Raw genomic sequence first — 24148 nt, forward strand, 5'->3', positions numbered from 1 at the left:
CGTCACGGCTCACCGGGCCCGCCACCGCGTTGCGCGGTGGCGGGCCCGGCCGCTGTCAGTACGGCGTGTCGAAACAGCCGCTCTGGGTCCAGGCCGAGGCCCCGAACTGGTTGGCCGCCCGCATCGCCACGCAGATGTGGTCGCCGGAGGCCGGACCGGTGATCACGTAGCTGGTCCCGCCGGACGAGTAGACGTTGCTCACCTTCGAGGTCTGGTTGTCGTACTGGATGTCGTAGCGGGTCGCGTTCGCCACCGTGTTCCAGGTCAGCGTCAGCGGCATCGAGGCGCAGTAGCCGAAGCACGCCTCGTTGTACCGCGCGTCGAACCCGGGCATGGCCGCCGGCGGGGAACCCTGCGGCGGGGCGGGGGTCGGCGCGCCACCGCCTGACGTACCGCCACCTGCGCCGCCTCCGCCGCTGGAGCCGCCGCTGGTGCCGCCGGAAGTACCGCCCGACGTGCCGCCGCCCGTGCCCGAGGAGCCCCCCGAGCTGCCGCCCCCGCCGGAACCGCCGCTCGTGCCCCCGCCCGAGGAGCCCGACCCGCCGCCGGTGCCGCGCGCGCCCCCGCCCGAGGTGCCGCCCGCGCTGCCGCCCCCGGAGCCGCTCGCCGGCTTCGACACGCCGCCGCCCCCGGCCGGAGCGGCCGAGGTCACCGGCGCGGCCGGCGCGCTGTTCGGCGGCGGTGCCGAGGACGGTGCCGCTGACGACGGCGGCGCCGACGACGGCGCGGCAGGCGCGGACGAGGGCGCGACGGCGGACGGCACCGCTCCCGCACCGGACGCGCTCCCGCTCGGCGCCGCCGACGCCGAGGCGCCCGACGGGCTCCCGCTCGGACCGCGCAGCCCCTGGGTGTTCGCCGGGGTGCGCCCGTCCAGTCCCAGCACCGCCGTCACCACCAGGCCGGCCACCACCACCGCCGCCAGCGCGATCAGCACCGGCCGGCGGCGCGACACGGCGCCGCCGCTCCCCGGCCCCGCCGGCACCGGCACCGTGACCGGCAGCGTCGGCGGATGGGCGAACCGCCGCAGGCTGGTCACCCCGCTCAGGTCGAGCGTCGCCTCGCCCAGGCCCAGCGCCTCGCCGAGCTCCTCGGTACCGATCCGCTCCTCGGGATCCTTCGCCAGGCAGCGCTGGACGGCGCCGAGCAACTCGGCCGGCACCGCCTCAAGGTCCGGCTCCTCGTACACGATCCGGAACCCGAAGCCGAAGGAGTCGGTCTGCCCGAACGGGTGCTGGCCGGTCGCCGCGAACGCGAGCACCAGCCCGAGCGCGAACACGTCGGCCTTCGGCCCGACCCGGCCGCGCCCCTGCAACTGCTCCGGCGCCATGAACTGCGGCGTGCCCAGCAGCACCCCGGTCTGGGTCAGGGTGGTCACCGCCGCGCCCCGCGCGACCCCGAAGTCGATCAGCCTGGGCCCGTCCGGACCCAGCAGGATGTTGCCGGGCTTCACGTCGCGGTGGACCAGCCCGGCCGCGTGGATCGCGGCCAGCGCCTCGGCCAGCCGCGCCCCCAAGGCCCGCACCGGCACCACGCCCAGCGGGCCGTGCTCGGCGATCACCGCGTGCAGCGAGGGGCCGGGCACGAACTCGGTCGCCAGCCAGGGCTGTTCTGCGTCGACGTCGTGGTCCACCACGGCGGCCACGTACGGGCCCGACACCGCCCGCGTCGCGGCCACCTCGCGGCGGAACCGGGCGAGGAAGTCGGCGTCGTGCGCCAGCTCCTCGTTGATCACCTTGACCGCGACCGAGACGCCGTCGCGCTGCCCCAGGTAGACCTTGCCCATCCCGCCCGAGCCGAGCACGGCGACCAGCTCGTACGGCCCGACCCGCCGGGGATCGCCGTCCTGGAGCGCCTTCACCGTTCCACCCCCGTCGGACCCGTTCCGGACCTCGAACGCCGGTCGCCCAGCACAGTCAGCATGTCTCTCTCAGCAACCCTCGACAACGGCACGGGCGCCCACGGCCCCGTCCCTTCGATCCGACCCGACATCCCGATCGTGGCCGCAGGTCTGACGGACCACCAGGCCAGCGCACCGGTCATTGCTGACCGGTCGCGTCCGCCCAGGTCAGCGGGGCGCCCTCGGGGTCCCGTGCGGTCCGTGCGTGTTCGGGAACGGTTGCGGTGGGTACGATCGACCCGCCAACGGGGGAGCCGCGCCAGCGGCCGACGGAACAGGGGTGCCGGAGATGATTCGGAAGCTGCAGATGGTCGCGCTGGACTGCGCCGACCCGGTACGGCTCGCGCAGTTCTACGCGGACCTGCTCGGCGGCCGGGTGGAGCCGGACCCGGACGAGCCGGGGTGGATCGAGGTGCACGGGTTCGAGGGCACGCCGCTGGCCTGCCAGCGGGTGGACGGCTACCAGCCGCCCGAGTGGCCCGGCCAGGGGCGCCCGCAGCAGCTCCACCTGGACTTCGACGTGGACGACCTCGACGGCGAGGAGGAGCGGGCGCTCGCGCTCGGCGCGACCCTGCTGGAGCGGACCGACCAGGTGCGCCCGGGCGCCAACTGGCGGGTCTACGCGGACCCGGCCGGCCATCCGTTCTGCCTCTGCGTGCACTGAGCGCGCCGGCACCGACGATCCGTGCCGAACCTTGATGATCCGTCACCCGGGCCGTCCGGGTGACGGACCGTCAGCGCTAATACCGGGCTACTCCACGACCCGGACGTGCTCCGCGTGCACGGAGCCGTCGGCGTCCGCGACGGGCAGGTAAGTGACCCTCAGGCCTTCGGTGAGGAACGGGAAGTCGTCGAGGGCCTCCTTCGCGACCCGCACCTCGCTGCCGTCGTCCGCGTCGATGTACCCGTAGCCCCTGGCCTGGTTGAACCACTTGACCACGCCGCTGGCCCGATCGCTCATGCCCGACTCCCTCCGGCGGTTCCCTGGCGGTGGGCGCCCGGTCCGGCGTGCTCGCGGACCGCCCACGAGAGGTCTTCGCCCGCCGGCGGCCCGTCAAACCCGGGCCGCGGTCATCCCGCCCGGCTCGGGGACTCCCGCTGCGGCGTGCCGAGTTCGGTCGCCGCCTGGACCGCCGCCATGGCCGCGAGCTCGTTGGGCACCCGGGTCCGGGCGCCCAGGCCGAAGAAGCCGCCCTCCTCGTTGGCGTCGGCCACGGCGGTGGCGATCTCCATCAGGAAGACCCGGAACCCGTCCACCTCGTCGGGCGCCACCCGGGCGACGATCCCGGTGGCCTCGCGGATCGTGCGCAGCGCCGGGTCCGCGTAGTCGGCGTACCTGGTGTCGGAGCGCAGCCCGGTCTCGAAGGTCGACGACGCCGCCAGCTCGCGGATGAAACGCCTGGGGTGGCTCACCCCGGCCTCCCGCAGCAGCTTGACCAGCACGAAGAGCTCCTCCGGATCGGCGACCCCCTCGGCCAGCGCGACCAGCACGCCCGCCGCCAGCAGGGAGCGGCCGAGAGTCGCCCACTCCTCGGGGGTGAAGTCCCGCTCCTGCGCCCCGCCGTCGCCCCCGCCGGTGCGCAGCACCTGGAAGCCGATCTCGGCCAGCACCGCCGGGATCCGCCGCACGGCCACCAGCTCCGCCGCCCGGGCCGAGTCCGGCAACTCCTCCCAGGGCACCAGGTAGCGGGGGAGGCCGGCCCGCTGGCCGGGCACCACCGACACCCCGCCCGCCCGGCCCTCGTACTCCAACCGGGCCAGCAGCAGCGCCTCCTGCTCGGTGAACGCGACCGGCGGCGCCGGCTCGGAGATCGGCACCATCAGGCAGCCGATCGCAGCCAGGTGCTCACCGATCCGCCGGGCCTGCTGGCGCCTGGCCTGCCGCAGCCGGGTGGGCAGTTCGGCCCAGGTGCGCAGCGGCAGGACCGCCCGGCCGGCCGTCCCCGCGCCGGCGCCGTCGCCGCTCTCCAGACCACCGCGGTAGATGGCCTGGGCCAGCTGCTCGGTGACCTGGGCGCTGGTGTAGTCGGCGAGGGTGTCGATCAGGCGGTCCTGCGCCACCATGCGGTCCTTCATCCGGCGGCACTCGTGCAGGATCGCCTCGGCGTCGAGCAGGGTCTGCTCCGAGCGGCGGTCGCCGGCCTGGCCCAGCACGTCCTGGCCGACCATGATCACGATCATGAAGATCAGCTGGGCCAGCGTGGACAGGAAGCTCATGAAGGCGAACGGGTACGGGTCGAAGCGCTGGACGCCCAGCTCCGCGAGGCCGATCCAGAGCAGCTGCGTCACGGCGGCGGCGTAGAACGCCCACATGCTGCCCAGCCGCCGGGTCAGCCAGGCGGCGATCCGTCCGTTGACCCCGGTCGCCTGGTCGAGCGCCTGCGGCGGCCGCTGCACCCGGTGCCGCTGGATCCACGGGTGCTGGCTGGTCTCCAGCAGGCTCACCCCGCGGCCGAGCGCCCGGTCGTGGCGGTCCAGGTGCGCCTGGAGGTCGGCGACCCGCTCGAAGATCGCCTCGGCGCTCTCGTAGGTCTGCACCGCCCGCTCGTCGGCCGCCATGCCGAGCACCCGCTGGCCGACCAGGATCGCCAGGCAGAGCACGAGTTGGACCACGTTGTCCAGGAACAGCAGGAACCCGAACGGGTAGGGGTCGATGCGGTGCAGCGGCCCCCAGGTGGCCAGCGCCATCCACCCGGCGAAGACCGCCAGCGCGACGTAGAGCGCGGGCATCGACCCCACCACCCTGGTCAGGGCGGCGGCGACGGCCCCGTTCAGCCCGACCCGCTCGTCCGCCATCCGCACCGGCTGCGGCGGCCGATCGGTCCCCATCCCGGCTGCACCCACGCGCGCTCCCCACGGTTCGTCTCCGGACTGCCCGCGCAGCCCCGGACATGATGACAGCAGGTGACCACCCGCTCCGATCTTTGACAACTCGTTAACACCGGTTTCGCGTCCGGTCAACGGGGCATCGGCTCAGCGAGAGGGCGTACGCCGGGAAGGGCGAAGGCGATGACGGGCTCCCGAACGCACCAGCACGAAACGCACCAGCACGAACGATCGTCCGAGCGGCGGACCGCCGGGGCCGGGCCCGCCGAGCACGCCGCGCCGCCCGCCCATGTGCCGCCCGCACACGCGCCGCTCGCGCCGCCCGCCTCGCGCTACGTGCGCGGCGGCTGGTCCGTCGTGCTGATCGCGCTGATCGTGCTCGCGGTCGTGGTGACGCTGGCCGTCACGGCCGTGCGACTGAGCACCTGACCGCCCACCCCGGACAGCGCTCGGCGGAGCGGCCCACTGGACCGCCCCGCCGTCACGTGACGAACCGTCAGCCGACCTTCCAGACGATCGGCGTGTCCATCGGGGCGCCGTAGGAGAGGAACTTCGGGGCCTGGCCGTTCGGCACCAGGTAGACGCCGCACTCGCGGTCGCCCTTGCCGTTCGCGGCGGGCGCCGTCGCCGGGGACTGGCACTGCGGGATGTGGTAGGTCGGCGAGCTGCTGTTGATGACGCCGCTGTCGTCGGCCGCCGTGTGCACCCAGATCCGCATGTCGTTGTAGCCGAAGTCCGGGACGGTGGCGCCGCTCTCGTTGGTGAACTCCACCGTGACGAAGTACGGGGTCTTGCCGGCCAGGTCGGACGGCTGGAAGTGCAGCGGCGCCACGTCGGCGGCGGTCGCCTTGGTGACCGAGACGGGCGTGATGGCCAGCTTGTGGCTGTCCTTGGAGTGGGCGGTGGCGCTCGCGCCGAGCGGGCTCTGGTAGGTGCCCGCGCCACCGGCACCGCCGTTGTCCGCGGGCGCGCTCGCGCTGGCGGCGGAGGACGGCGCGGCGCCGCCGGTGTGGCTCGCGCCCGCGCTCGGAGCCGCCGAGCTCGGGGCCGGGTTGGCGGTGCCGGGCGTCTCGTCGGGCCCGCAGGCGGTCAGCAGCAGCGCGATCGCGGCGGTGGGCAGGGCGGCGCGCAGGAACGTGGTGGTACGCAAAGGAAAATCCCCCGTGAAGTTCTGAAACTAGCGGAACAGACTCTAACGGAACCTCAGGAGCCCCATGTGACTCCCTGGTGACGGGAAGTGTGGTGATTCCGGCAGGATGGTGCGGTGACCACCTTTCTCCCGCACGCGCGCCCCACCAGGGGCTGAGGTGCTCCCGTACGTCCACCGGATCACCAAGTACGACCCCGCCGACCGCGACGAGCGCGGCGTCTACGTCGGCGCGCTGGACTCGACCAGCGACCACGGGCCCGTCGAGGCCGCCTACCTGGCGGCCGTGGCCGCGTTCGCCGAGGAGAGCGGGGCACGGCGGCTGGCCGTCCGCGAGCCGCAGGTCGCGCCGGGCTCCGTGCACTTCGGGCTGGAGCCTGCCGTCGCCGGCGGTGGGCTCGCCGGCCTGTTCCCGGCCGACCTCACCGGCTACCACGACGGCGCCTCGGTGACGCTGCCGGTGGCCCTGGAACTGGTGCGCGCGATGCTGCGCGACAACGGCGCCTGGTGCCGCCTGGAGGCCGAGGACGCCTTCGAGGTGCACGTCGGCTGGGACCAGTACGTCCACGTGGCCAGCGCCGTGCCCTGCGCGGCGGCCGTGGCGCGCGCCCGAGCGCTGGGGCTCTTCCCCGAGCCGGTGGACGCCACCGGCCACGAGCTGGAGCCCGACGAGGAGGCGGGCCGGCAGCGCCCGGCCGACGAGGAGTTCTGGGAGCGGGTGCGCTGGTGCGTGACGGAGCACCGGACGCTGCTCCTGGAGGAGTCGCACGTCGCCAACGCCTCGCGCTGGCACCGGCTCGCCGACCGCGCCGGGATCGCGGCGGTGCGGGCCCGGCTGGCCCCGCGGGCGCGGCTGGCGCTCTGGCCGGACCTGTCCGCCGACGTCGCCGCCGTGCTGGCCGGGCTCCCGGAGGAGGGCCTGCTCGAATTCGTCTGGGAGGACCTGGACGGCCGGATCACCAGCGCGGTCGCCGACGAGGACGGCTTCGCCGAGCTGGCCGACCGGATCCGCGACGCGCGGGCGGCGGCCGTGCTCCCGGTGTACGTCGACGAGCGCCGACCGCTGTTCACCGGCGTCCTGCCGGACGCCGACGGAGTGCTGCGGGCCCGCTGGCGGACCGACCCGTGCCCGGGCGACCGCGACTGGGCCTTCCTGAAGACCCTGCGGCGCGGGCAGCTGGTGACCGGCACGGTCAGCAGGGTCGCCGACTTCGGCGTCACCTTCGTCGACATCGGCGGCTTCACCGCGATGATCAACATCCCGGAGCTGTCCTGGCGCCCGTTCCGCGACCCCGGCGAGGTCGTGACGGTGGGTCAGCGGATCACGGCGAGGATCCTCGACGTCGACCTGGTCAGGGAACGGGTGCCGCTCTCGCTCAAGGCGGCCCGGCCGGACCCGTTGCGCGAGCTCGCCGAGCGGGTGGGCCAGGTGGTCACCGGGGAGGTGACCGGGCGGGTGCCGGCCGGCCTGCTGGTCCGGATCGAGGACCGGCCGGACGGCTTCACCGGGCTGCTGCCCGGCACGGACGGCGGCGTCGGCGTCGGCGTGGGCGGGGGAGTCGGCGTCGGGGACCGGTTGGCGGTGGAGCTCGTCGAGGTCGACCCCGAGGCGCGGCGGATCACGCTCGCGCCCGCCCGGCCGAGCACGGGCTGACGCTCCGTCAGGGGAGCTGCCGGGAGGGGGTCAGTCGTGGTCGTAGACGGTGACCTCGATGCCGCGGGCCACCAGCCGGTCGAGCAGCAGCGGTTCGACCCGCTCCCAGCGGCCGCCGGACAGCCCGCAGCCGATCCGCGGCAGGTGCACCGAGGCGCCCAGGTCGAGCACCGGGCCGGCCAGGCGCTCCAGGGCGGTCCCGATCGCCTCGTAGCGCACCGGCGCCCCGGTCGAGCGGCCGGTGCGGATGCCGCGCTGGCCGATCATGTTCGCCACCCAGAGCCGCTCGCGTACCTGGACCAGCTGGACGGCGCCGAGCCCGAAGTCGTTGCCGGCCCGCTCCCGGTGCCAGCGGCGGTAGGCGGCCTCCGGTTCCGGCCAGCGTTTCGACAGCGCGAGCACGAAGCCCTTGCCCCACCCGCCCAGGTCGTTGCAGACGTGGGCGATCACCTTGGGCCCCTTGGCCTGCGGGTCGGTGGCGTCCCCGCGCAGGTACCGGATCGATTGCTCCATGCCGGGACCCTAGGTCCTCGAACCGACATCCGGCACGGGCTTTCCCTGACGTCGGCGTCAAGGTCTACCGTCGAGCCCGAGCACGCGGTCAGGAGCGGTCAGGAGGAGCGGATGCGGATCGGTGAACTGGCGGAGCTGGCGGGGACGACCACCCGCACGCTGCGGTACTACGAGGCGCGCGGCCTGCTGACCGCGCGGCGCAGCGGCAACGGCTACCGCAGCTACGGCGAGGCCGAACTGCAGACGGTCCGGCAGATCCGGCTGTTGCAGGACTTCGGGTTCGAGCTGGAGGACACCCGCCCCTTCGTGGAGTGCCTGCAAGCCGGACATCCGGAGGGCGACGCCTGCCCTGCCTCGCTGGAGGTGTACCGGCGCAAGCTGGCCGAACTCGACACCTGCCTGGCCCGGTTGGGCGAGGTGCGCGAGCAGGTCGCGGGCCAGCTCGCCCGGGCCGAACTGACCGTGGCGAGCACCGCCGCCGAGCCGCGCTGCGAACTGAGCGCGGGCCCGGGCGACGGGCCGAGCGGCTCACTGACCGACGGACCGACCGACGAGTGGACGGAAGACGACGATGGCTGACGGCCTGACCCTGGTGACCGACGAGACCTTCGAGCGCGAGGTGCTGTCCAGCGACCTCCCGGTGCTGGTGGACTTCACCGCCGACTGGTGCCCGCCCTGCCGGATGATCGCACCGGTGCTCGCCGCGGTGGCCACCGAGCGCGCCGAGCAGCTGCGCGTGGTCACCCTCGACGTGGACCACAACCCGATCACCCAGAGCGCCTACGGCGTGCTGTCCATGCCGACCCTGATGCTCTTCCGGGGCGGCGAGCCGGTGGCCTCCATGGTCGGCGCCCGGCCGAAGGCGAGGCTGCTGCGGGAGTTGGACCAGGTGCTCTGACACTTGGGCGGTGCGCGGGGGTGAACGCTGCGGCCGGCGATCACGATTCGTGATCGCCGGCGGTGCGAATCGGGTCTGGGTCACCGGCCCGCCCTCCGGTTGACTCTGTCTCAGGCCGAACCGGCCGGGACGGACCAACCAGGAAGGCGGAACCGCTCATGACCAGCATCCAGCCCAAGGACGTCGTGCGCCGCTACTTCACCGCGCTCGCGGCCGGCGACCAGCAGACCGTCGTGGACTCCTGGGCCGAGGACGGCAGCTGCTGGTACGCCGGCGAGCTGCCGATCTCCGGCACCTGGCAGGGCCGCGACCAGGTGATCGACGGCTTCCTCGCCACCGCCTTCGCCCACCTCGACCCCGAGCGCGAGATCGGACTGCGCGTCACCAACCTGTTCGGCGAGGGCGAGCAGGTCTTCGTCGAGTGGGACTCCTGGGCCACCGGCCGCACCGGTCGGCCCTACCAGCAGAAGAACAGCGGCGTCTTCACCGTGCGCGAGGGCCGGATCACCAGCATGCGCGAGTACGCCGACACCCAGCACTGGCACGACGCGCTGGTGGCCGAGGTGCCCGCCGCGCAGCCGGCCGGCTGAGGCGGGATCGTCGCGCACCACGCGGGTGCCGCCCTGCCGCGCCGGGTCGACGCACGGCACGCACCGCACGCCCCGCGCGGCGCGCCTCAGGTCGTGCCGCCGGTCGCCGAGCGCAGCCGGCGCCAGGTGCGGCCGACGGAAGCGAGGCCCGCGCGCCCCGGACCGGCGTCCGTGCCCTGCCAGCTCCGGGCGGCCTCGGCGAACGTCCCGGCCGGCGTCCCGGCCGGCGTCGCGGCGGCTGGCGGCCGCACCTGGGCGGCGCGGGCAGCGCGCAGCAGCTCCGCCGTGCCGATGGTGCCGAGTTCGGTGCGGGCGTGGTCGAGCACGGCGGCGCAGGCCCCGGCGATCGCGGCCTCGCCGAGCGGGCGGGCCGGCAGCCGCAAGGACTCGGACAGCCGCTGCTCCAGGGCTGCGCGCAGGTCCTGCAACGAGATGTCACGGACCGTCAGCGACAGGTGGGCCGACAGGCCGGCCGCGCCCACCGCGCGGTGCGCGGAGCCGCGCGGCACGTAGAGCACGTCGCCCGCCTCCAGGACGCCGTGCAGCAGCCGCGCCGACCGCTCGTCGTCCGGGAGCTCGCCCGGCGACCAGTCGGCCACCGCCGGTGCGTCGTGGACGTACCAGGTCTTGCGCCCGGCGGCCTGGAGCACGAACACGTCGGCGTCGTCCCGGTGCACGGCCAGGCCCTGGCCGCCGGCGGGCGTGACGAAGAAGAACGCCTCCACCCGCCGGTCGAGCTCCCGCGACAGTCGCGCCACCAGGTCGGCGGTCGGGCGGTGCCACTGGTCCACGCAGCGCAGCAGCAGGGTCGCCCCGCCGCGCAGCAGCGCGAGGACCTTCGCCCGGTCGGCGAAGCCGTGGTGCGGCGTGCCGTTGACCACGCGGGAGGTGGTGTAGGCCTCGGGCGGGACGGTGACCTTGGTGGAGCGGACCATCTCCAGGTACGGGGTGCGCAGCAGCCCCGAGTCGAAGGCGGCGTCCAACTCGTCCAGGTCGAACGGCGGGGCGGGCGCCGCTGCGGTGAACAGTGCGGGCGCGCGTTGCCACTGGCGGTCGGTGAAGCCTTCGACGTCGCCGACCCAGCCGGCCAGCGTGGGCGAATCCATGGCGGGTCCCGTGGAGCGGGGGAGCGACGTGCTCGTGGCGCCGGTGCCGGTGTCCACGTCAGCCCCCGAGCCGGGCGTCGAACCGCACGGAGAGCAGGGAGCGCAGCGGCACCTGCCCGTCCTGCCCGGGGCGGTGGACGGCCAACCGGGCGTCGAGGGCGACGGTGAGCAGGCGTTCGGCCAGCGGCACCACCAGGTGCTTGGCCCAGCAGCGGGCCCCGTCGAAGCCGAACGGCATGAACGCGGGCGTCTTCTCCGGCTCGGCCACCCCCGACCAGCGCTCGGGCCGGAACTCCAACGGGCGCGACCAGTAGTCGGGATGGCGGTGCATCAGGAGCGGGAAGAGCGCGACGTTGTCGGCCGGGCCGATCAGCGGGTGCAGCTCGGTGTAGGCGGCGCCGCCCTTGCGGTAGAGCATCCACGCGGGCGGCAGCAGGCGCAGCGTCTCCCACAGGACCGGGGCGAGGTCGGCGGGGGCCTGCGCCCGTTCGCGCACCGGCCCCAGCAGCCAGAGCGCGTTGCCGGCCAGTGCGGCCACGCCGTCGCAGAGGGTGGCGGATGCCCGCCGGTACAGCGCGATGGCCTGCCGGCGCTCCTGGACGTCGCCGGCCTCGCGGATCTGCGCGGCGAGTGCGGTGCCCCCGCCCTCACCGCCCTCGCCGCCCGGTCCGGGCCAGCCGGCGACGGCCCGGTCGACGAGTCGGGAGAGCGTGTCGGAGCGGGTGACGCCGCGCTTGGAGAGCAGTGAGACCGGCAGCGGGTCGGCGGCGAAGAGCCACCGGCGCAGGTACGAGGTGGCCGTGTACGGCCAGGCTCCGGACAGCCCGCGCACCGGCGGTGGGGGAGTGCGGATGCCCGAGGTGACGTCCTGCCCCAGCGCCCGGATGGTCCGGGTCGCGCTCTCCTGGGAGACGTCGGCGCCGGCGGCGGGCTTGAAGACGGAGCGCTCCGTGGTCAGCACGGGCCGGGCCGCAACGATTTCGGCCATCAGGTCGCAGTCGGAGACGCCGATGGTGCCGGCGTCTATCCGGAATACCTTCGGCTCCCGGGCCAGCAACTCCTGAATTCGCGGAGCGAATACCACGGAATGGTCGTGCGCCACGGGCGGCGCGATTTTTTCCACGAGAATCCCGCCTCCGGATCCAGGAATGGTGGTGAAATGTCGTTCCGCGCGGCCGACCGGTCCCGCACCGGTCCGCGCTTGCCGCTGCGGCGGGGGAGGCGGCGCTCGGCGCCGCGTCCCCCGCCGTCCCGGGCACGTCAGATGACGTGCAGAACCCACGCGTGGTTGGCGAGGTCCTCGTCCTGCTTGAACTTCTTGATGATCGCCTTGACCAGCTTCATGGCCACTCCTTTTCCGGGAAAGCGGGGATGTCCGCACCCTCGTTGAATTCGGCATTCCGGTTGGGCGCCGAATGGCCATATTCAAGCCCAGTGCCGAGTTTCGGGGACAGTGGTCGTTCGGACATCGTGCGTGGTCCGACAGGGCATTGCGCGAAGTCGCGCGGGCAGTAGCGGAGAGGTGCGTGCGGGCGGTTGGAACGCCCTTCGGGGGAGTGTGGATTTACGTGATGGAACGTCAGTTCCCTTGTCCGTCACGGAAGTCCGGCGAGGTGGACGGTCCTGGCTGTTCGGCCATGGCCGCGCCGGACGTTGACTGGGTGTCAGAGTCGTTATAGCTTCTCACTATCGATTGAACGTGTCTCTCACTCGTCCGTGCACCCCGAACCGTCCGACCGGAGAGACCGACCGGAGAAGAGGCCCCCATGCCCGCGATCCGCACCGCCCTGCTCGCCCTCCCGCTGGCCGCCGCCCTGCTCGCCGGCGCCACCGCGCCCGCCGGCGCGGCCACCACCGCGCGCCCGGCCGCTCCGCTCACCTGCCGCGGCCAGGGCGTGGACCCGCACGCCGCGGTCCGCTACCGCGCCTCGACCGTGATCCACGCGCCGCTGCACACCGTCTGGGGCGTGCAGACCGACGTGGCGCACTGGCCCTCCTGGCAGCAGCCCGTCACCAGCGCGGTGCGCCTGGACCACGGCCCGCTCCGCCCGGGCTCGGCGTTCCGCTGGACCACCCCCGTCCCGCCCACGGCCGGCCTGCCCGCCACCACGCTGGTCATCACCTCGACGGTGCGTCAGCTCGCGCACGACTCCTGCATCCGCTGGACCGGCCCCGCCGACGGCGCCGGACTGCACATCGACGGCGTGCACGTGTGGAACTTCACCGAGGTGCCCGGCGGCGTCCTGGTCAGCACCGAGGAGACCCACACCGGTCCCCAGGTGGACGCCGACGTCCCCACCGCCACCGCGATCCTGAAGCAGGGCCTGGACGCCTGGCTGGCCGCGCTGCGCACCACCGCCGAGCAGCGCGCCCGGCACACCCCGCCCCGGCCGCCCCGCCGCTGACCCGCGGCGTAGGCCTGGTGCAACCACACGGCCCGGTCCGTCGTCCCCAGCTCATGATCGGCCGGACCGGCCGAACGGGGGGAAGCGGGCAGGTGATGGTCCATCAGCCGCGCGCCGCCCGTACCTGCCGAGCGGCGAAAGGCCCACCACCATGACCACACCCGCCAGCGACCCCACCGGCGGCAACCCCATCGGCGGCAGCCCCACCGAGCAGACCTCGGCGGACCGCACCGCCCGCCCGCTCGCCCGCCGACGCGTGCTGCGCCTCGGCGCCGGCGTGCTCGGCGGCGGCGCGCTGCTCGGGGCCGGCGCGGCGGGCGGGATGCTCGCCGGCTGGGTACCGGGCGGGGTACAGCTGAAGCGGGCGCTCGGGATGACCGGCACGGACGGCACGGTGCCGTCCGTGACACCGGGCCAGGTGCACGTCGAGCAGGTGCACTCGGCGGCGCGGAGCCGCGAGGTCACCATGGTCACCATGCTGCCGCCCGGCGCCGGCCCGAGCGCCGACCTGCCGGTCTGCGTCATGCTGCACGGCCGCGGCAACGACGCGCGGGGGATGGTGGCGCTCGGCACGCCGCAGTTCCTGGCCGCCGCGGTCGCCGACGGGGTGCCGCCGTTCGCCGTCGTCGCCCTGGACGGCGGCGACGCCGGCTACTGGCACCAGCACGCCCCGGGCGACGGCGACGACCCGCAGGCGATGCTCGCCCGGGAACTGCCCGGCTGGCTCCAGGCCCGCGGACTCGCCTCGCCGCGTGCGGCGCTCGGGATCTCGATGGGCGGCTCGGGCGCGCTGCAGTACGCCATCGGCCGCACCGGCGGCGGCCACGACCTGGACGCCGTCGCCCTGCTCAGCCCGGCCGTCTTCCGCACCTGGGCCGACGCCCGCACCACCGGGGGCTACGCCGGCCAGGCCGACTGGCAGGCCCACGAGCCGATGCTGCGCCTGGACGCGCTGCGGGTCGGCTCGCTGGGCGTGTGGTGCGGCCAGGAGGACCCGTTCTGTCCCGCCGCCCGCGACCTCGCCCGGCAGGCCCACGCCCGGCAGGCCCACTTCCCCGACGGGCTGCACACCGACGGCTTCTGGCGACGGGTCCTGCCCGACGCGATCGGCCTGCTCGGACACACCCTCGCGACCGCCTGACCGCACCCCCGCGATCGTCTGACTCACCGTCAGCTCACGGCGGAGGGGATCCGCTACGCTGTACGGCGATGATTATCGGGACGGCTACGCGCCGTGTGCGAATCGGTGACCGCACGGCGCTGTGGTGAGCGCGCCTCGGGCGCCCCCGTGGGACCGAGCACGGGCACGGCACACCCACCACGACACGACCGGAGAAACCATGACCACCCCGCTCACCACGACGACCCTCGACATCCCCACCCCGGACGGCAAGGCCGACGCCTTCGTCGCCTTCCCCGCCGACGGCGGGCCGCACCCGGCGGTGCTGCTCCACATGGACATCTTCGGGCTGCGGCCCGAGCTGGAGGCCAAGGCCCGCGAACTGGCCGCGCACGGCTACTACGTGCTGGTGCCCAACGTCTTCTACCGCGGCGGCGCCGCCCCGCTGGTCGAGCTGCCCGCCTACATCGACGGCGACAACCGCGGCGGGCTCGTCGAGCAGCTGATGCCGATCCTGCACGCCCACACCACCGACCGGGTGCTGACCGACGCCCAGGCCTACCTCGACTTCCTGGCCGCCTGCCCGGACGTCCGCACGGGCAAGGTCGGCGTGATCGGCTACTGCATGGGCGCCGTCCACGCGGTGCGCACCGCCGCCGCCCACCCCGACCGGGTGGGCGCCGTCGCCGGCTTCCACCCCGGCCGCCTGGTGACCGAGGCGCCCGACAGCCCGCACCGCCTGCTGGCCACCGTCACCGCCCCGGTCCACCTCGGCGCCGCCCCGGGCGACCTGTCGCCCGGGGCGCTGGAGGAGCTGCGCCAGGTGCTGGCCGCCGCCGGCGTGGCCGACCCCGTGGAGATCTACCCCGATACCTTCCACGGCTTCACCATGTCCGACACCAGCGCGTTCAGCGCCGACGCGCTGCGGCGCCACTGGGAGCGCCTGCTCCCGCTGCTGGAGACCGGCCTCGCCGCCTCCTGAGGCCGCTTCCTGACGCTGCCTCCTGACGTAGCGAAGGCAATGGCCCGCCCCGCCAGCCCCTGGCGGAGCGGGCCGCAGCGCCGGACGTATCCTGCGGGCTGTGACAGTGACGTACACCTTGGACGGCAGCCGGGTCGGCACGCTCGAAGACTTCTGGCGGCTCATCGGCGAAGCGGTCAACGGCCCCGGGGGCTACTTCGGCAGGAACCTCGACGCGTTCGCCGACTGCCTCAGCGGCGGCTTCGGGCAGCCCGACGACGGTGACTACGTGGTCGAGTGGCGCGACCACGAGACCTCCCGCGAACACCTCGGATACCCGGAGACCGTCCGCCAGTTGGAGCTGCGCCTCGCGCGCTGCCATCCCACGAACCGTCAGGCCGTCGGCGCCGACCTGGCCGCCGCCCGCGCGGGGCACGGGCCGACGGTCTTCGACTGGCTGGTCGAGATCTTCGAGCAGCGCGCCCCCGGCGTCCTGCGGCTGCGGTAGCCCGCCGACCGCTGACCGATCGCCCGCTGACCGATCGCCCGCCGACCGGTCGCCACCCGCCGCTCCCGCCGCCTAGCGGTGGCGCAGGTACGCCGCGGCGCGCTCGCGCAGGTGGTCGTGCAGGCCGCTGTAGGCGCGGGCGCGGCCCAGCAGGGTCTTCGGCAGTTTGGCGACCATCGTGTAGTTGGTGTCGCAGACGTTCGCGGCGGGCGCGAGCCCGGCCTGGCTGACCAGTTGGTAGGCGTCGAGCAGGTCCAGGTCGAGCAGTTCGGCGGTCCAGCCGACCAGGTCGTGCTGGCTGATCCGGAAGGCGTCCTCCAGCGGGCGGGCCGAGCCGGTGGTGATCAGGTGACCGTCGCTCTCCAGCCGGGGCCAGGCCGGGCCCCGGCCCTTGACCAGGTCGACGATCACCGTGGTGCGCATGGCCGCCTCGACGGCCGTGCCGCACACCTCGCCCTCGCCCTGGCGGGCGTGCCCGTCACCGAGGGCGAGCAGGCCGCCCTCGACGTTGACCCGGAAGTAGGCGGTGGTCCCGGCGCGCATCTCGGGGGTGTCCAGGTTGCCGCCGTGCGCACCGGGGGTGATCGAGGCCAGCACCTCGCCGCCGGCCGGGGCGACGCCGACGGTGCCGTGCATCGGATCGAGCGGCAGGTCCACCGTGAAGTCGCCGTGCCGGGCCCGGAACCGGCAGGTCCCGGCCGCGGTGTCCAACTCGTAGAGCCAGACCCGTTCCTCCAGCGGCGGGTGCAGCATCGCCGTGGTGTGGGTGGCGGTCAGGGCGCCGAAGTGCGGGAAGGTGCTGGACACGCCGTGGTCGCGGGCGGGAGTGATCTCCACGAAGTGCACCGCCAGGGTGTCGCCGGGTTCGGCGCCGAGCACCGCGATCGGCCCGGTCACCGGGTTGAGGTAGGGGAAGACGCAGACCTGGCTGGGCAGGTCCGTGACCCCGCGCACCGCGCCGCCGAAGCAGTCCTCGGTCGTCAACTCGACCACGGTGCCGGGCCGGACGGTCACCAGCGGCGCGCGCCCGCCGAACGTGTAGGCGAGGTCCTGCGGCTGCGGGGTCAGCCGGACGGTCTCGGGCAGGCTCACGAGGTCTCCTCATCGGTGGGGGTGGGGGCGGTGACGCCCCGCACGATGAACATATTGCCCGCGACCCGACCCCCGGACACGCCGCCGCGGCCGGCCGCCGTCCAGGGCAGCCGACCGCGGCGGAGGGGGTGTCAGTTCAGCGCGAAGTCGTCCGCGTTCACCGCGCCCTGGCCGTACCAGCCGTGCACGTAGACCGTGACGGTCCCGCTGCTGCCGGTGGTGAACGGCACCGTCACCTGGGTCCAGGTCGTGCTGTTGGACCAGGCGCTGGCCGTCGCGCCGCCCGAGACGCCCACGTAGGCGTACGGGCCCTGGACCCACGCCGTCAGCGTGTAGCTGTGGTTGGGGGAGAGGGTGACGGTCTGGTCGGTCTCGCCGGTGCTGCCCGCCGTGGGCGTCACCTGGAGCGCGTAGGAGCCGGAGTGGACCGGGCTGCCGACCACCGCGCCGGCGCCCGTCCACGGGCTCAGGTTGCCGGTCTCGAAGCCGGGGTTGGCGAGCAGGCCGCCGCCACCCGTCCCGCCACCGCCGCTGCCGGTGACCGTGAGCGTGTAGGTCGCGCTGTGGCTGCCGGAGCTCGCGGCGCCGGTCACGGTGATCGGGTAGGAGCCGGGCGCCACCGAGGAGCCGACCGTCGCCGTCAGCGTCGAGCCGGCACCGGAGTTGACCGAGGCCGGGCTGAACGAGACGCTCACGCCGGCGGGCGCACCGGAGGCGGAGAGGCTGACCGCCTCGGCACTCCCGGCCGTCACCGCGGTCGACACGGCCGCCGTGACCGAGCCGCCCTGGGCCACCGAGGCCGACCCCGGAGCGAGCGAGAGCGAGAAGTCGCTGCTCGTCGTCCCGCCACCGCCCCCGCCGCCGGTGCCCGCGTACGGGACGAACGCGTCGGTGAAGGCCAGGCTGGCCTGGCCGAGCTGGGTGCAGGTGGACAGCGAGTTGGCGGTACCGCTGCACGGCTGGTCACGGTTGACGGACCAGAAGGCGAGCCGGCCGACGCCGTGCTGGGCGGCGAAGCCCTCCACCGTCTGCGCGTCCGCCAGCGTGAAGGTCGAGCCGTCGTCGTTCTTGCCGATCATCGGGGTGATCCCGAGGTTGGCGTAGGTGTAACTGGGATCGACCGACTGCATCTGGGCCAGCGTGGCCTGGGCGGCGGAGACCGAGCCCTGGCCCATCTCGGTGCCGGTGCCCGTGTAGTAGTCCATCGTCATGATGTTGACCACGTCGATCTTGATGCCCGCGTTCTTCGCGGCGGTGAGGATGTTCACGCCGTCACCGGTGAGACCGTTCGCCAGCACCGGCAGCGTCATCGAGAACTGCAGACCGGGGTTGGTCGCCTTGAGGTCCTTCATCGCCTGCATCTGCCGCGCCACCGAGGCGGTGTCCGCGACGGCGGCACCCTCGACGTCGAAGTCCAGCTGGGTGACGCCGTAGTCGTTGATCAGGGCCTGGTAGCCGGCGTCGATGCTGCTCTGCGTCGTACAGGTCCACGCGAGCGGCTCACCGGACGCACCGCCGGAGGAGATGATCAGCGAGGCCCCCTCGGACTTCGCCTTGGCGATCAGCGGATCGGTGAACGAGTCGGCCCCGATCGGGAGGGTGTCCCCCCAGATCTGGTTGCAGCCCGACCCGAGCACGAACGCCGCGGTGTAGGCCTTGAGCCCGTGCGCCGTGATCGCGGTGTCGAGCAGCCCCTCCTGACCGTTCGACATGTCGACGTAGGGCGCCACGGAGTAGACGCTGCTGCCTACTGCACTGCTGCTGACTGCACTACCGCCGGCGGCCGCGCTGCTGGTGGGGGCCAGGGCGACCATCGAGCCGGCCGTGGCCAGCGCGACAGCGCTGACGGAGGCGGCGATTCTTGCCGTACGCATGACAGTGGTACCCCTTTCGGGCACGCCCGTCGGGCGTTGTGGGGGTGGGGTGGGGGAAGGAAACGCGGGCGGAACCCTCGTTGGTACATACCAAACCGCCTGTCCCACGCGGCGTCAAGAGGACTAGACAACCCACCTTTCGCGCCCTGCCCGGGGATGCTCGTGCTCGGTGCGGTGGTGTGCCGACGAACGGGTTTGACGGCATGTCAGCGCGTATGAGTGGGTGTGAGCGGGTGTCAGCGGCGCCGGGCCGCGGCCGGCTCGATCCGCAGGACGGCCTCGATCGCGTAGTGGTCCGAGAGGTACGCCTCGGTCCCGTCCGCCAGCGCCACCGCCTCGCGCAGCACCAGCCGGGCGGTGCCGTCGACCCTCACCCCGGCCGGCGCGCGCAACAGCACCTGGTCCAGGGCGGGCGGGTTCGGCCACCGCCGGGTGGGCCGGTAGGTCGGCTCACGGTCCCCGGCCAGCAGGTCGCGCAGTCCCGTGGCGGCGGTGAAGCGCTGGTAGGTCGAGCTGTCGCGCGGGACGTTGAAGTCCCCGGCGACCACGAGCAGCGCGCTCGGGTCGGTCGCCCGCACGAGCTCTTCGAGCCGGGCGAGTTCGCGCGCCTGGACCTGGGTGTAGCGGTTGCCGGGCGACCAGTCGTCGTCCCGGTTCGACGACAGGTGGGTGTTCACCACCACCAGCCGCTGCCCCGCCACGCGGTACTCGGTCGCCAGCGCACCCTTGAGCATGATCCACTCACTGCGCAGCGGCCGGGCAGGCCGGAACGGTGTGAAGTGCTGGCGCTGCGGCGGCGTCCGGGACAGCGTCACCAGCCCGCCCCGCACCAGCGGATAGGCCCGCGCACGTGCCGCGTACCCGTAGGAGTGCGCGACAGCGCGCAGCGCCGCCAGGTTCCGCGGCGACATCAACTCCTGCAGGCAGACCAGGTCGTAGTCGGACCGCTCCAGGACCGCACCGAGCGCGCGCAGCCGCTCCCGGGCCCGGCCGCGGAAGAGGGTGTTGAAGGTCAGCAGCCGGATCGTCGTCATCGTCGTCCCTCCCCGCCGGTCGCCCGGGCCGACCGGAGCATATCCCGGTGCGGTTCGGGCTCGGTTAGCCTTCTCCCTCGTGGATGATCACTCGGAGCCTTCGACCGTTCGCGTCTTCGTGGCGTTGGCCCCACCCGATGACGCGAAGGACGAACTGGCCCGGTTCCTGCGCCCCGTCTACGCGCAGTGCCCCCAACTGCGGTGGAACCGGATCGAGGACTGGCACATCACGCTGGCCTTCCTCGGCGAAGTGCCCGTCGAGGTGGTGCCGTCGCTGCGGTCGGCGCTGGGCGACTGGACGGCGTCGCGCCACGCGGTGCGCCTGGGCCTGCACGGCGCCGGCCATTTCGATCAGCGGCTGTTGTGGAGCGGGATCGGCGGAGACCTTGAAGGGCTGCACCTGCTCGCCGAGGGAGTCCGGGAACGGGTCGAGTCCTGCGGCGTCGGTTTCCGGGACCGCCCGCTGAGCCCCCATCTGACACTGGCACGGTCCCGTCGTGACGATCCGTCCAGCGTGCCGAAGGCTGCGGAGGGGCTGGCCGGCTTCGTGGGCCGGCCGTGGGTGGCCGAGCGCCTGCACCTGGTCGGCAGCAACTTCGGCCGGGGGCCCGGGCCGATCCGCTACCGCGACATCGAGGCATGGCGGTTCGGCGCCGGAGTCCGAGGCGATCGGGGTGGTGCCTGGTGAGTTCCGTCCTGCTCGAACTCACCAGGCACCTTGTGTGGCCGCGTTGGTGGCTGTGCGATCAGTACATGATCGTGCAGCCCGCGTAGCTGCCGCTGGGCTGGGCGGTGGCCAGGTTGATGTCCATCTCGCTGACGCAGACGTACTTGTAGGTGCCGTTGTCGTCCGCCCAGTCGCCCTGGACGCTGGTGCCGTTGGTGGCGGTGACCACGGGCCCGGTGGCACCGGCCTGGTAGGTGTAGAGCTGAGCGGTGCAGGTAACGGCGGTGCCGGCGACGTCGTCGGCGCTGACGGCGAGCTGGACCTGACGGTTCGGCATCGAGACGGTGTTCATCTGGCCGTGACAGTGGTTCAGGTTCGCGACGCTGTACACGGTGCCGCCGTCCTGCGCGCTGGCGGTGGTGGCGCTGAGCGCGCCGATCGAGCAGGCGGCGAGGAGAACGGCGGCGGCGTGCTTGATGATGCGGTTCATGATGTGCCCTCCAAGGACATGACTGGGTGAATGCGTGTAATCGAGTACGGGTACGGCCCGGGCGTCCGGCACGGCCGCGTAGTGCGGCGGAGCTTCGTCGTTGGATACTGGTGTTCTTCGCAAAAGGGATATATCGGGCGCGTGAGGGCGTGCTCCTTCAAGGTGCGTGTGTCGGAGGTGGGTTGGGCGAAGGCGATGGTGCTGTTGGCCCTGGTCGTGCTGGTCGGGCCGGTCGTTCTTGCTGCCTTCACTTCCATAGACGTGCGTGTCCGCCGGAGGTTGCAGGCGGGTTCGAAGAGGTTTCCACGCATCGCCGGCACCACCGACCGCTCGCCCGCCGGCCCTGCCATCAGAGGGGGCGTCAGCTCATCTGGTCTGCGCGACCAGTGTGGCCCGCCTCGCCTTCAACAGCACCGTCGCTGAGACCAGCACCGGCTCGTACCGCCTGTCCAATACCCAACATCCGGGTCCGAACCGAGCGCCAGGCATGCGCTCCCTGACGGTCAGCCGGGAGACGGTCAGCTTGAAGGACCTGCCGAGCCGTCGCGACGTCACGGCTACCCGGGTCGGCTGTGTGTGCCCGACCGGGCGGCCCTCGTAGGGGTGCCGCGTGGCGTCGGCTGCGGGATCGGACCGAGGCCGCCGTCCGGCCGTGTCTAAACGCGGTCGTGGGGTTCGGATCGGCCGGTAGCTGGTGCGATCTGGGCCTTGCTGGTCAGAAGTCGGGGTGAACGCGTAGCGCCGCCAGGGCGGCCGGCGCCTGGTCTGGCTTGAACGACCAGCCGGGCATGCCGCCCCAGGCGATCGACACCCGCAGGTACTCGACCAGGGTGATGCCGGATCGGCCGGTCACGCCGTGAATGACCGGGTCGGCCACGTACTGGGCCATCTCGATCTCGTGGGCGGCGCCGCTGATGTTGGCCTTGTGCAACTCGTCTGGGGCGAAGTCGAAGAAGAACCCGTCCTCGCCGACCTCGGGGTCATCCTCAACGGCGTCCTGGTAGTCGTCCCAGCTCTCCCGCAGGTGCTGCACAGTCGGAAGGACCAGCGGGTCAGGAAGGATCGGGGCGGCGCTGTACTGGCTTCTTGCGGAATAAAACTCGCTCAGCGCCGCGCAGTCCCCGGCGAACCACGCGCCGCCGACCTGACGGAAGCAGGCGTCGAGGGCCGGGGGCACGGAGCCGATCTCGGCATGAAGAAGATCGAGATCCCGCAGGTCCTCGGCCGTGGCGGGTTCCCGGACGGGCATGACAGGCACGAGTCCGAGGGCGGTCAGTTGCTCCGCGAGACGGTCCACATGGCGTGCCACCCGCTGCATCGTCGCGAACGCCACGCCTCGGCAGTCCTCGTCGAGCGCGTCTGGAACCGGGCCAAGACGGCGCAGGTCCGCCCAGACACCGTCATGGTCACCACTGATGTACCGCTGCGTAAAGGAAGTCACCGAGGCACCCTCCCCAACATCAGCATCCGCAGGCAAGTCCTGACCGCCTGCGGCATCCCCCCAGGTCAGTGCTTCGCGGCTCAACTCGTTCTGAAACGACCTCGAACTCGGTCCAGCTGGATGTGCGGACGCGCCACGAGGTGCGGGCCGTTGGTGGGGTTGGAACTGAACTGCATGGCTGGCCATTGTCACCGGCAGGCCGGGGCGGGCCTTTCGGGCCGGTTCGTTCAACAGGGACCGGTTGGCCAGCCCTGTGCCTTCCGGTCTGCGCGGGTGTGGCTTGGAGGATTGGTGTGCGGCTCGGTGACTCCGCGACAATGACGGTAGGTGGCACGGAGAGTGGGGGACTTGTGAGCGATCGGCGTGGCGGGCGGCACTGCTTCAAGGCGCCGGTCCGGTACCGGCGGATGGGCCGGCGGACGTTGGTGCTCTTTCCCCTCTCTGTCAGCCTTGGGTGAGACATCCCGCTTTGTCGGGTTAGCCTGAGAGGGCCCGAGTAGGAGTTTCACCCCTGATGACCAGCAGTAATCCGTCCGCCACTGACCCGGCTCCCCGGCCGAAGCGCCGCACGTTCAGCCCCGAGTACAAGCTGCGGATCGTCGCCGAGTACGACGCCGCGCCCGAGGGCGAGAAGGGTGCGGTCCTGCGCCGCGAGCGCCTGTACCACTCGCACGTCACCGAGTGGCGGGCCGCGCGCGACGCCGGGGCCCTGGAGAGGCTGGTCGACCACCGCACGAGCCCGGCCCGCCCGAAGAAGTCCGCCGCCGAGGCCGAGAACGAGAAGCTGCGCCGGCAGGTGGAACGGCTGGAGAAGGAACTCGCCCGGAACAAGGCCGCGCTGGAGGTCCTGGGAAAAGCGTCGGCGCTCTTGGAAATGATCTCCGAGAGCGCGGACTGACACACGCCGCCGACCCCGTCGTGGACGAGGCGTTCACCGCCGTCGAACACGAGTTGGGCACCACGGCCGCATGCCGGCTGACCGGCCGCTCCCGGGCCACCCACTACCGAAGACTGAAACCGCCGCCCGCGCGCCGGCCCCGATCTCCGCAGGTCCAGCCCTCCGCCCTGACGGCCGAAGAACGGCATGCGGTACTGGCCTTGATGAACAGCCCCGAGTACGCCGAGCTGCCGCCCGCGCAGATCTGGGCCCGCGAGCTGGACACCGGGCGCTACCACTGCTCGGTCTCCACGATGTACCGGATCCTGCGCGAGCGCGGGCAGTCGGGCGAGCGGCGCAGGCAGGCCACCCACCCGGCCAGGACGGTTCCCGAACTGGTCGCCACCGCGTCCTCGCAGGTGTGGTCGTGGGACATCACCAAGGCCGCCGGCCCCCGCAAGGGCATCTGGTATCACGCCTACGTCATCATCGACATCTTCAGCCGCTACATCGTCGGCCATACCGTCGAGCCGGTCGAATCGGCCGAACGGGCCGAGGAGTTGATCCGCGAGGCCATCGAGCGCAACGGCATCGTCCCCGAGACCGTGCACGCCGACCGCGGCACTTCCATGACCTCCAAGAAGGTCTCCCAGCTGCTGACCGACCTCGGCGTCACCAGGAGCCACTCGCGCCCCAAGGTCTCCAACGACAACCCTTACAGCGAGGCCCAGTTCAAGACCGTCAAGTACATGGCCGACTTCCCGCCGCGCTTCGATTCCCTGGCCCATGCACGTGAATGGTTCGACGCCTTCATCTCGTACTACAACCACGAGCACCGGCACTCGGGCATCGGCCTGCACACGCCCGCCAGCGTCCACTTCGGCACCGCCGAACAGGTCCGCGACCAGCGGGCCGTCACCCTCGCCGAGGCATACGCCCGGCATCCCGAACGCTTCGGACGCCGTCCCCGGCCGCCCGAGATACCGCAGACAGCATGGATCAACGACCCCAGCAAGCGCAGGGAACCCACACCACAAACCTCATAGCA

Annotated in this window: 25 protein-coding genes; 13 read left to right on the plus strand and 12 right to left on the minus strand. The window is 73.0% G+C overall.

Annotated features, from left to right (window positions below):
- Positions 1-55: 55 nt before the first annotated feature.
- Positions 56-1858 carry a serine/threonine-protein kinase gene (locus tag FHX73_RS44010; protein WP_145911756.1) on the minus strand — a complete coding sequence of 601 codons (1803 nt, stop codon included), beginning with the start codon at positions 1856-1858 and terminating at the stop codon, positions 56-58.
- 328 nt (positions 1859-2186) lie between these two features.
- Here FHX73_RS44010 and FHX73_RS44015 point away from each other — a divergent pair, with 328 nt between their 5' ends.
- Positions 2187-2561 carry a VOC family protein gene (locus tag FHX73_RS44015; RefSeq protein ID WP_145911757.1) on the plus strand — a complete coding sequence of 125 codons (375 nt, stop codon included), beginning with the start codon at positions 2187-2189 and terminating at the stop codon, positions 2559-2561.
- Between the two features lie 87 nt (positions 2562-2648).
- Here the strand turns inward: FHX73_RS44015 and FHX73_RS44020 are convergent, their stop codons facing one another.
- Positions 2649-2858 (minus strand): cold-shock protein, encoded by a 210-nt coding sequence (locus FHX73_RS44020; RefSeq protein WP_145911758.1) that lies wholly within the window; start codon positions 2856-2858, stop codon positions 2649-2651.
- A gap of 110 nt (positions 2859-2968) precedes the next feature.
- A complete protein-coding gene (locus FHX73_RS44025; RefSeq protein ID WP_145911759.1) occupies positions 2969-4726 on the minus strand; it encodes a DUF1003 domain-containing protein in 1758 nt (585 codons plus the stop codon).
- Positions 4727-4906: 180 nt separating this feature from the next.
- Between FHX73_RS44025 and FHX73_RS44030 the strand changes: the two genes are divergently transcribed.
- Entirely contained in the window at positions 4907-5152 is a 246-nt protein-coding gene (locus tag FHX73_RS44030; protein WP_145911760.1) for a hypothetical protein, read from the plus strand.
- A 67-nt stretch (positions 5153-5219) separates the two neighbouring features.
- Here the strand turns inward: FHX73_RS44030 and FHX73_RS44035 are convergent, their stop codons facing one another.
- Entirely contained in the window at positions 5220-5873 is a 654-nt protein-coding gene (locus FHX73_RS44035) for a hypothetical protein (RefSeq protein ID WP_145911761.1), read from the minus strand.
- 157 nt (positions 5874-6030) lie between these two features.
- Here FHX73_RS44035 and FHX73_RS44040 point away from each other — a divergent pair, with 157 nt between their 5' ends.
- Positions 6031-7524, plus strand: coding sequence for a S1 RNA-binding domain-containing protein (locus FHX73_RS44040; RefSeq protein ID WP_145911762.1), 1494 nt, complete (start codon positions 6031-6033; stop codon positions 7522-7524).
- Positions 7525-7554: 30 nt separating this feature from the next.
- On the opposite strand, the gene FHX73_RS44045 is transcribed toward FHX73_RS44040, so the two are convergent.
- A complete protein-coding gene (locus tag FHX73_RS44045; RefSeq protein ID WP_145911763.1) occupies positions 7555-8037 on the minus strand; it encodes a macro domain-containing protein in 483 nt (160 codons plus the stop codon).
- A 111-nt stretch (positions 8038-8148) separates the two neighbouring features.
- Between FHX73_RS44045 and FHX73_RS44050 the strand changes: the two genes are divergently transcribed.
- From FHX73_RS44050 to FHX73_RS44060, 3 genes are all read left to right on the plus strand, one after another.
- Positions 8149-8616 carry a MerR family transcriptional regulator gene (locus tag FHX73_RS44050; RefSeq protein ID WP_145911764.1) on the plus strand — a complete coding sequence of 156 codons (468 nt, stop codon included), beginning with the start codon at positions 8149-8151 and terminating at the stop codon, positions 8614-8616.
- On the plus strand, positions 8609-8935 hold the full coding sequence (trxA, locus tag FHX73_RS44055) for a thioredoxin (RefSeq protein ID WP_281292796.1): 327 nt from the start codon (positions 8609-8611) through the stop codon (positions 8933-8935). The genes FHX73_RS44050 and trxA overlap by 8 nt, the downstream gene beginning before the upstream one ends.
- A 158-nt stretch (positions 8936-9093) precedes the next feature.
- Positions 9094-9525 carry a nuclear transport factor 2 family protein gene (locus FHX73_RS44060; protein WP_145911765.1) on the plus strand — a complete coding sequence of 144 codons (432 nt, stop codon included), beginning with the start codon at positions 9094-9096 and terminating at the stop codon, positions 9523-9525.
- An 86-nt stretch (positions 9526-9611) separates the two neighbouring features.
- Here FHX73_RS44060 and FHX73_RS44065 read toward each other — a convergent pair whose 3' ends face one another.
- Together FHX73_RS44065 and FHX73_RS44070 are read right to left on the minus strand one after the other, a co-directional pair.
- Positions 9612-10631: a JmjC domain-containing protein gene (locus FHX73_RS44065; protein WP_145911766.1), complete on the minus strand. Its 1020-nt coding sequence runs from the start codon at positions 10629-10631 to the stop codon at positions 9612-9614.
- Positions 10632-10689: 58 nt separating this feature from the next.
- Complete coding sequence (locus FHX73_RS44070; RefSeq protein ID WP_170305357.1) at positions 10690-11715, minus strand: cytochrome P450; 1026 nt, start codon at positions 11713-11715, stop codon at positions 10690-10692.
- A gap of 682 nt (positions 11716-12397) precedes the next feature.
- On the opposite strand from FHX73_RS44070, the gene FHX73_RS44075 reads away from it, so the two are divergent.
- The 4 genes from FHX73_RS44075 to FHX73_RS44090 all read left to right on the plus strand — a co-directional run bounded on the left by FHX73_RS44075 (position 12398) and on the right by FHX73_RS44090 (position 15625).
- Complete coding sequence (locus tag FHX73_RS44075; RefSeq protein WP_145911768.1) at positions 12398-13036, plus strand: SRPBCC family protein; 639 nt, start codon at positions 12398-12400, stop codon at positions 13034-13036.
- A 151-nt stretch (positions 13037-13187) separates the two neighbouring features.
- Positions 13188-14177, plus strand: a complete 990-nt coding sequence (locus tag FHX73_RS44080; RefSeq protein ID WP_145911769.1) for an alpha/beta hydrolase — start codon at positions 13188-13190, stop codon at positions 14175-14177.
- 199 nt (positions 14178-14376) lie between these two features.
- The gene (locus FHX73_RS44085) at positions 14377-15138 is read left to right on the plus strand and encodes a dienelactone hydrolase family protein (protein WP_145911770.1); all 762 of its coding nucleotides are present in this window, start codon (positions 14377-14379) and stop codon (positions 15136-15138) included.
- A gap of 100 nt (positions 15139-15238) precedes the next feature.
- Entirely contained in the window at positions 15239-15625 is a 387-nt protein-coding gene (locus FHX73_RS44090) for a barstar family protein (protein WP_145911771.1), read from the plus strand.
- A 72-nt stretch (positions 15626-15697) separates the two neighbouring features.
- On the opposite strand, the gene FHX73_RS44095 is transcribed toward FHX73_RS44090, so the two are convergent.
- From FHX73_RS44095 to FHX73_RS44105, 3 genes are all read right to left on the minus strand, one after another.
- Positions 15698-16717 carry an acetamidase/formamidase family protein gene (locus FHX73_RS44095; protein WP_145911772.1) on the minus strand — a complete coding sequence of 340 codons (1020 nt, stop codon included), beginning with the start codon at positions 16715-16717 and terminating at the stop codon, positions 15698-15700.
- 131 nt (positions 16718-16848) lie between these two features.
- Positions 16849-18591 (minus strand): carbohydrate binding domain-containing protein, encoded by a 1743-nt coding sequence (locus FHX73_RS44100; RefSeq protein WP_145911773.1) that lies wholly within the window; start codon positions 18589-18591, stop codon positions 16849-16851.
- A gap of 236 nt (positions 18592-18827) precedes the next feature.
- Positions 18828-19625, minus strand: coding sequence for an endonuclease/exonuclease/phosphatase family protein (locus FHX73_RS44105; protein WP_145911774.1), 798 nt, complete (start codon positions 19623-19625; stop codon positions 18828-18830).
- 79 nt (positions 19626-19704) lie between these two features.
- On the opposite strand from FHX73_RS44105, the gene thpR reads away from it, so the two are divergent.
- Positions 19705-20313 carry an RNA 2',3'-cyclic phosphodiesterase gene (thpR, locus tag FHX73_RS44110; protein WP_145911830.1) on the plus strand — a complete coding sequence of 203 codons (609 nt, stop codon included), beginning with the start codon at positions 19705-19707 and terminating at the stop codon, positions 20311-20313.
- Between the two features lie 58 nt (positions 20314-20371).
- On the opposite strand, the gene FHX73_RS44115 is transcribed toward thpR, so the two are convergent.
- The gene (locus tag FHX73_RS44115; RefSeq protein WP_145911775.1) at positions 20372-20782 is read right to left on the minus strand and encodes a hypothetical protein; all 411 of its coding nucleotides are present in this window, start codon (positions 20780-20782) and stop codon (positions 20372-20374) included.
- 715 nt (positions 20783-21497) lie between these two features.
- Positions 21498-22223 (minus strand): hypothetical protein, encoded by a 726-nt coding sequence (locus FHX73_RS44120; protein ID WP_145911776.1) that lies wholly within the window; start codon positions 22221-22223, stop codon positions 21498-21500.
- 514 nt (positions 22224-22737) lie between these two features.
- On the opposite strand from FHX73_RS44120, the gene FHX73_RS45435 reads away from it, so the two are divergent.
- Both FHX73_RS45435 and FHX73_RS44125 read left to right on the plus strand, forming a co-directional pair.
- Positions 22738-23121 (plus strand): transposase, encoded by a 384-nt coding sequence (locus tag FHX73_RS45435; RefSeq protein WP_170304841.1) that lies wholly within the window; start codon positions 22738-22740, stop codon positions 23119-23121.
- 20 nt (positions 23122-23141) lie between these two features.
- Positions 23142-24146: an IS3 family transposase gene (locus FHX73_RS44125; RefSeq protein ID WP_170304840.1), complete on the plus strand. Its 1005-nt coding sequence runs from the start codon at positions 23142-23144 to the stop codon at positions 24144-24146.
- The last annotated feature ends 2 nt before the right edge of the window (positions 24147-24148 follow it).

This window comes from Kitasatospora viridis (assembly GCF_007829815.1).
Taxonomy (GTDB): domain Bacteria; phylum Actinomycetota; class Actinomycetes; order Streptomycetales; family Streptomycetaceae; genus Kitasatospora; species Kitasatospora viridis.

Coding starts and splice junctions, on each gene's coding strand:
- FHX73_RS44100 (WP_145911773.1), bottom strand. CDS start 18,591: ATGCGTACGGCAAGAATCGCCGCCTCCGTCAGCGCTGTCGCGCTGGCC.
- FHX73_RS44050 (WP_145911764.1), top strand. CDS start 8,149: ATGCGGATCGGTGAACTGGCGGAGCTGGCGGGGACGACCACCCGCACG.
- FHX73_RS44020 (WP_145911758.1), bottom strand. CDS start 2,858: ATGAGCGATCGGGCCAGCGGCGTGGTCAAGTGGTTCAACCAGGCCAGG.
- trxA (WP_281292796.1), top strand. CDS start 8,609: ATGGCTGACGGCCTGACCCTGGTGACCGACGAGACCTTCGAGCGCGAG.
- FHX73_RS44025 (WP_145911759.1), bottom strand. CDS start 4,726: ATGGGGACCGATCGGCCGCCGCAGCCGGTGCGGATGGCGGACGAGCGG.
- FHX73_RS44060 (WP_145911765.1), top strand. CDS start 9,094: ATGACCAGCATCCAGCCCAAGGACGTCGTGCGCCGCTACTTCACCGCG.
- FHX73_RS45435 (WP_170304841.1), top strand. CDS start 22,738: ATGACCAGCAGTAATCCGTCCGCCACTGACCCGGCTCCCCGGCCGAAG.
- FHX73_RS44105 (WP_145911774.1), bottom strand. CDS start 19,625: ATGACGACGATCCGGCTGCTGACCTTCAACACCCTCTTCCGCGGCCGG.
- FHX73_RS44115 (WP_145911775.1), bottom strand. CDS start 20,782: ATGAACCGCATCATCAAGCACGCCGCCGCCGTTCTCCTCGCCGCCTGC.
- FHX73_RS44075 (WP_145911768.1), top strand. CDS start 12,398: ATGCCCGCGATCCGCACCGCCCTGCTCGCCCTCCCGCTGGCCGCCGCC.
- FHX73_RS44045 (WP_145911763.1), bottom strand. CDS start 8,037: ATGGAGCAATCGATCCGGTACCTGCGCGGGGACGCCACCGACCCGCAG.
- FHX73_RS44080 (WP_145911769.1), top strand. CDS start 13,188: ATGACCACACCCGCCAGCGACCCCACCGGCGGCAACCCCATCGGCGGC.
- FHX73_RS44030 (WP_145911760.1), top strand. CDS start 4,907: ATGACGGGCTCCCGAACGCACCAGCACGAAACGCACCAGCACGAACGA.
- FHX73_RS44015 (WP_145911757.1), top strand. CDS start 2,187: ATGATTCGGAAGCTGCAGATGGTCGCGCTGGACTGCGCCGACCCGGTA.
- FHX73_RS44065 (WP_145911766.1), bottom strand. CDS start 10,631: ATGGATTCGCCCACGCTGGCCGGCTGGGTCGGCGACGTCGAAGGCTTC.
- FHX73_RS44085 (WP_145911770.1), top strand. CDS start 14,377: ATGACCACCCCGCTCACCACGACGACCCTCGACATCCCCACCCCGGAC.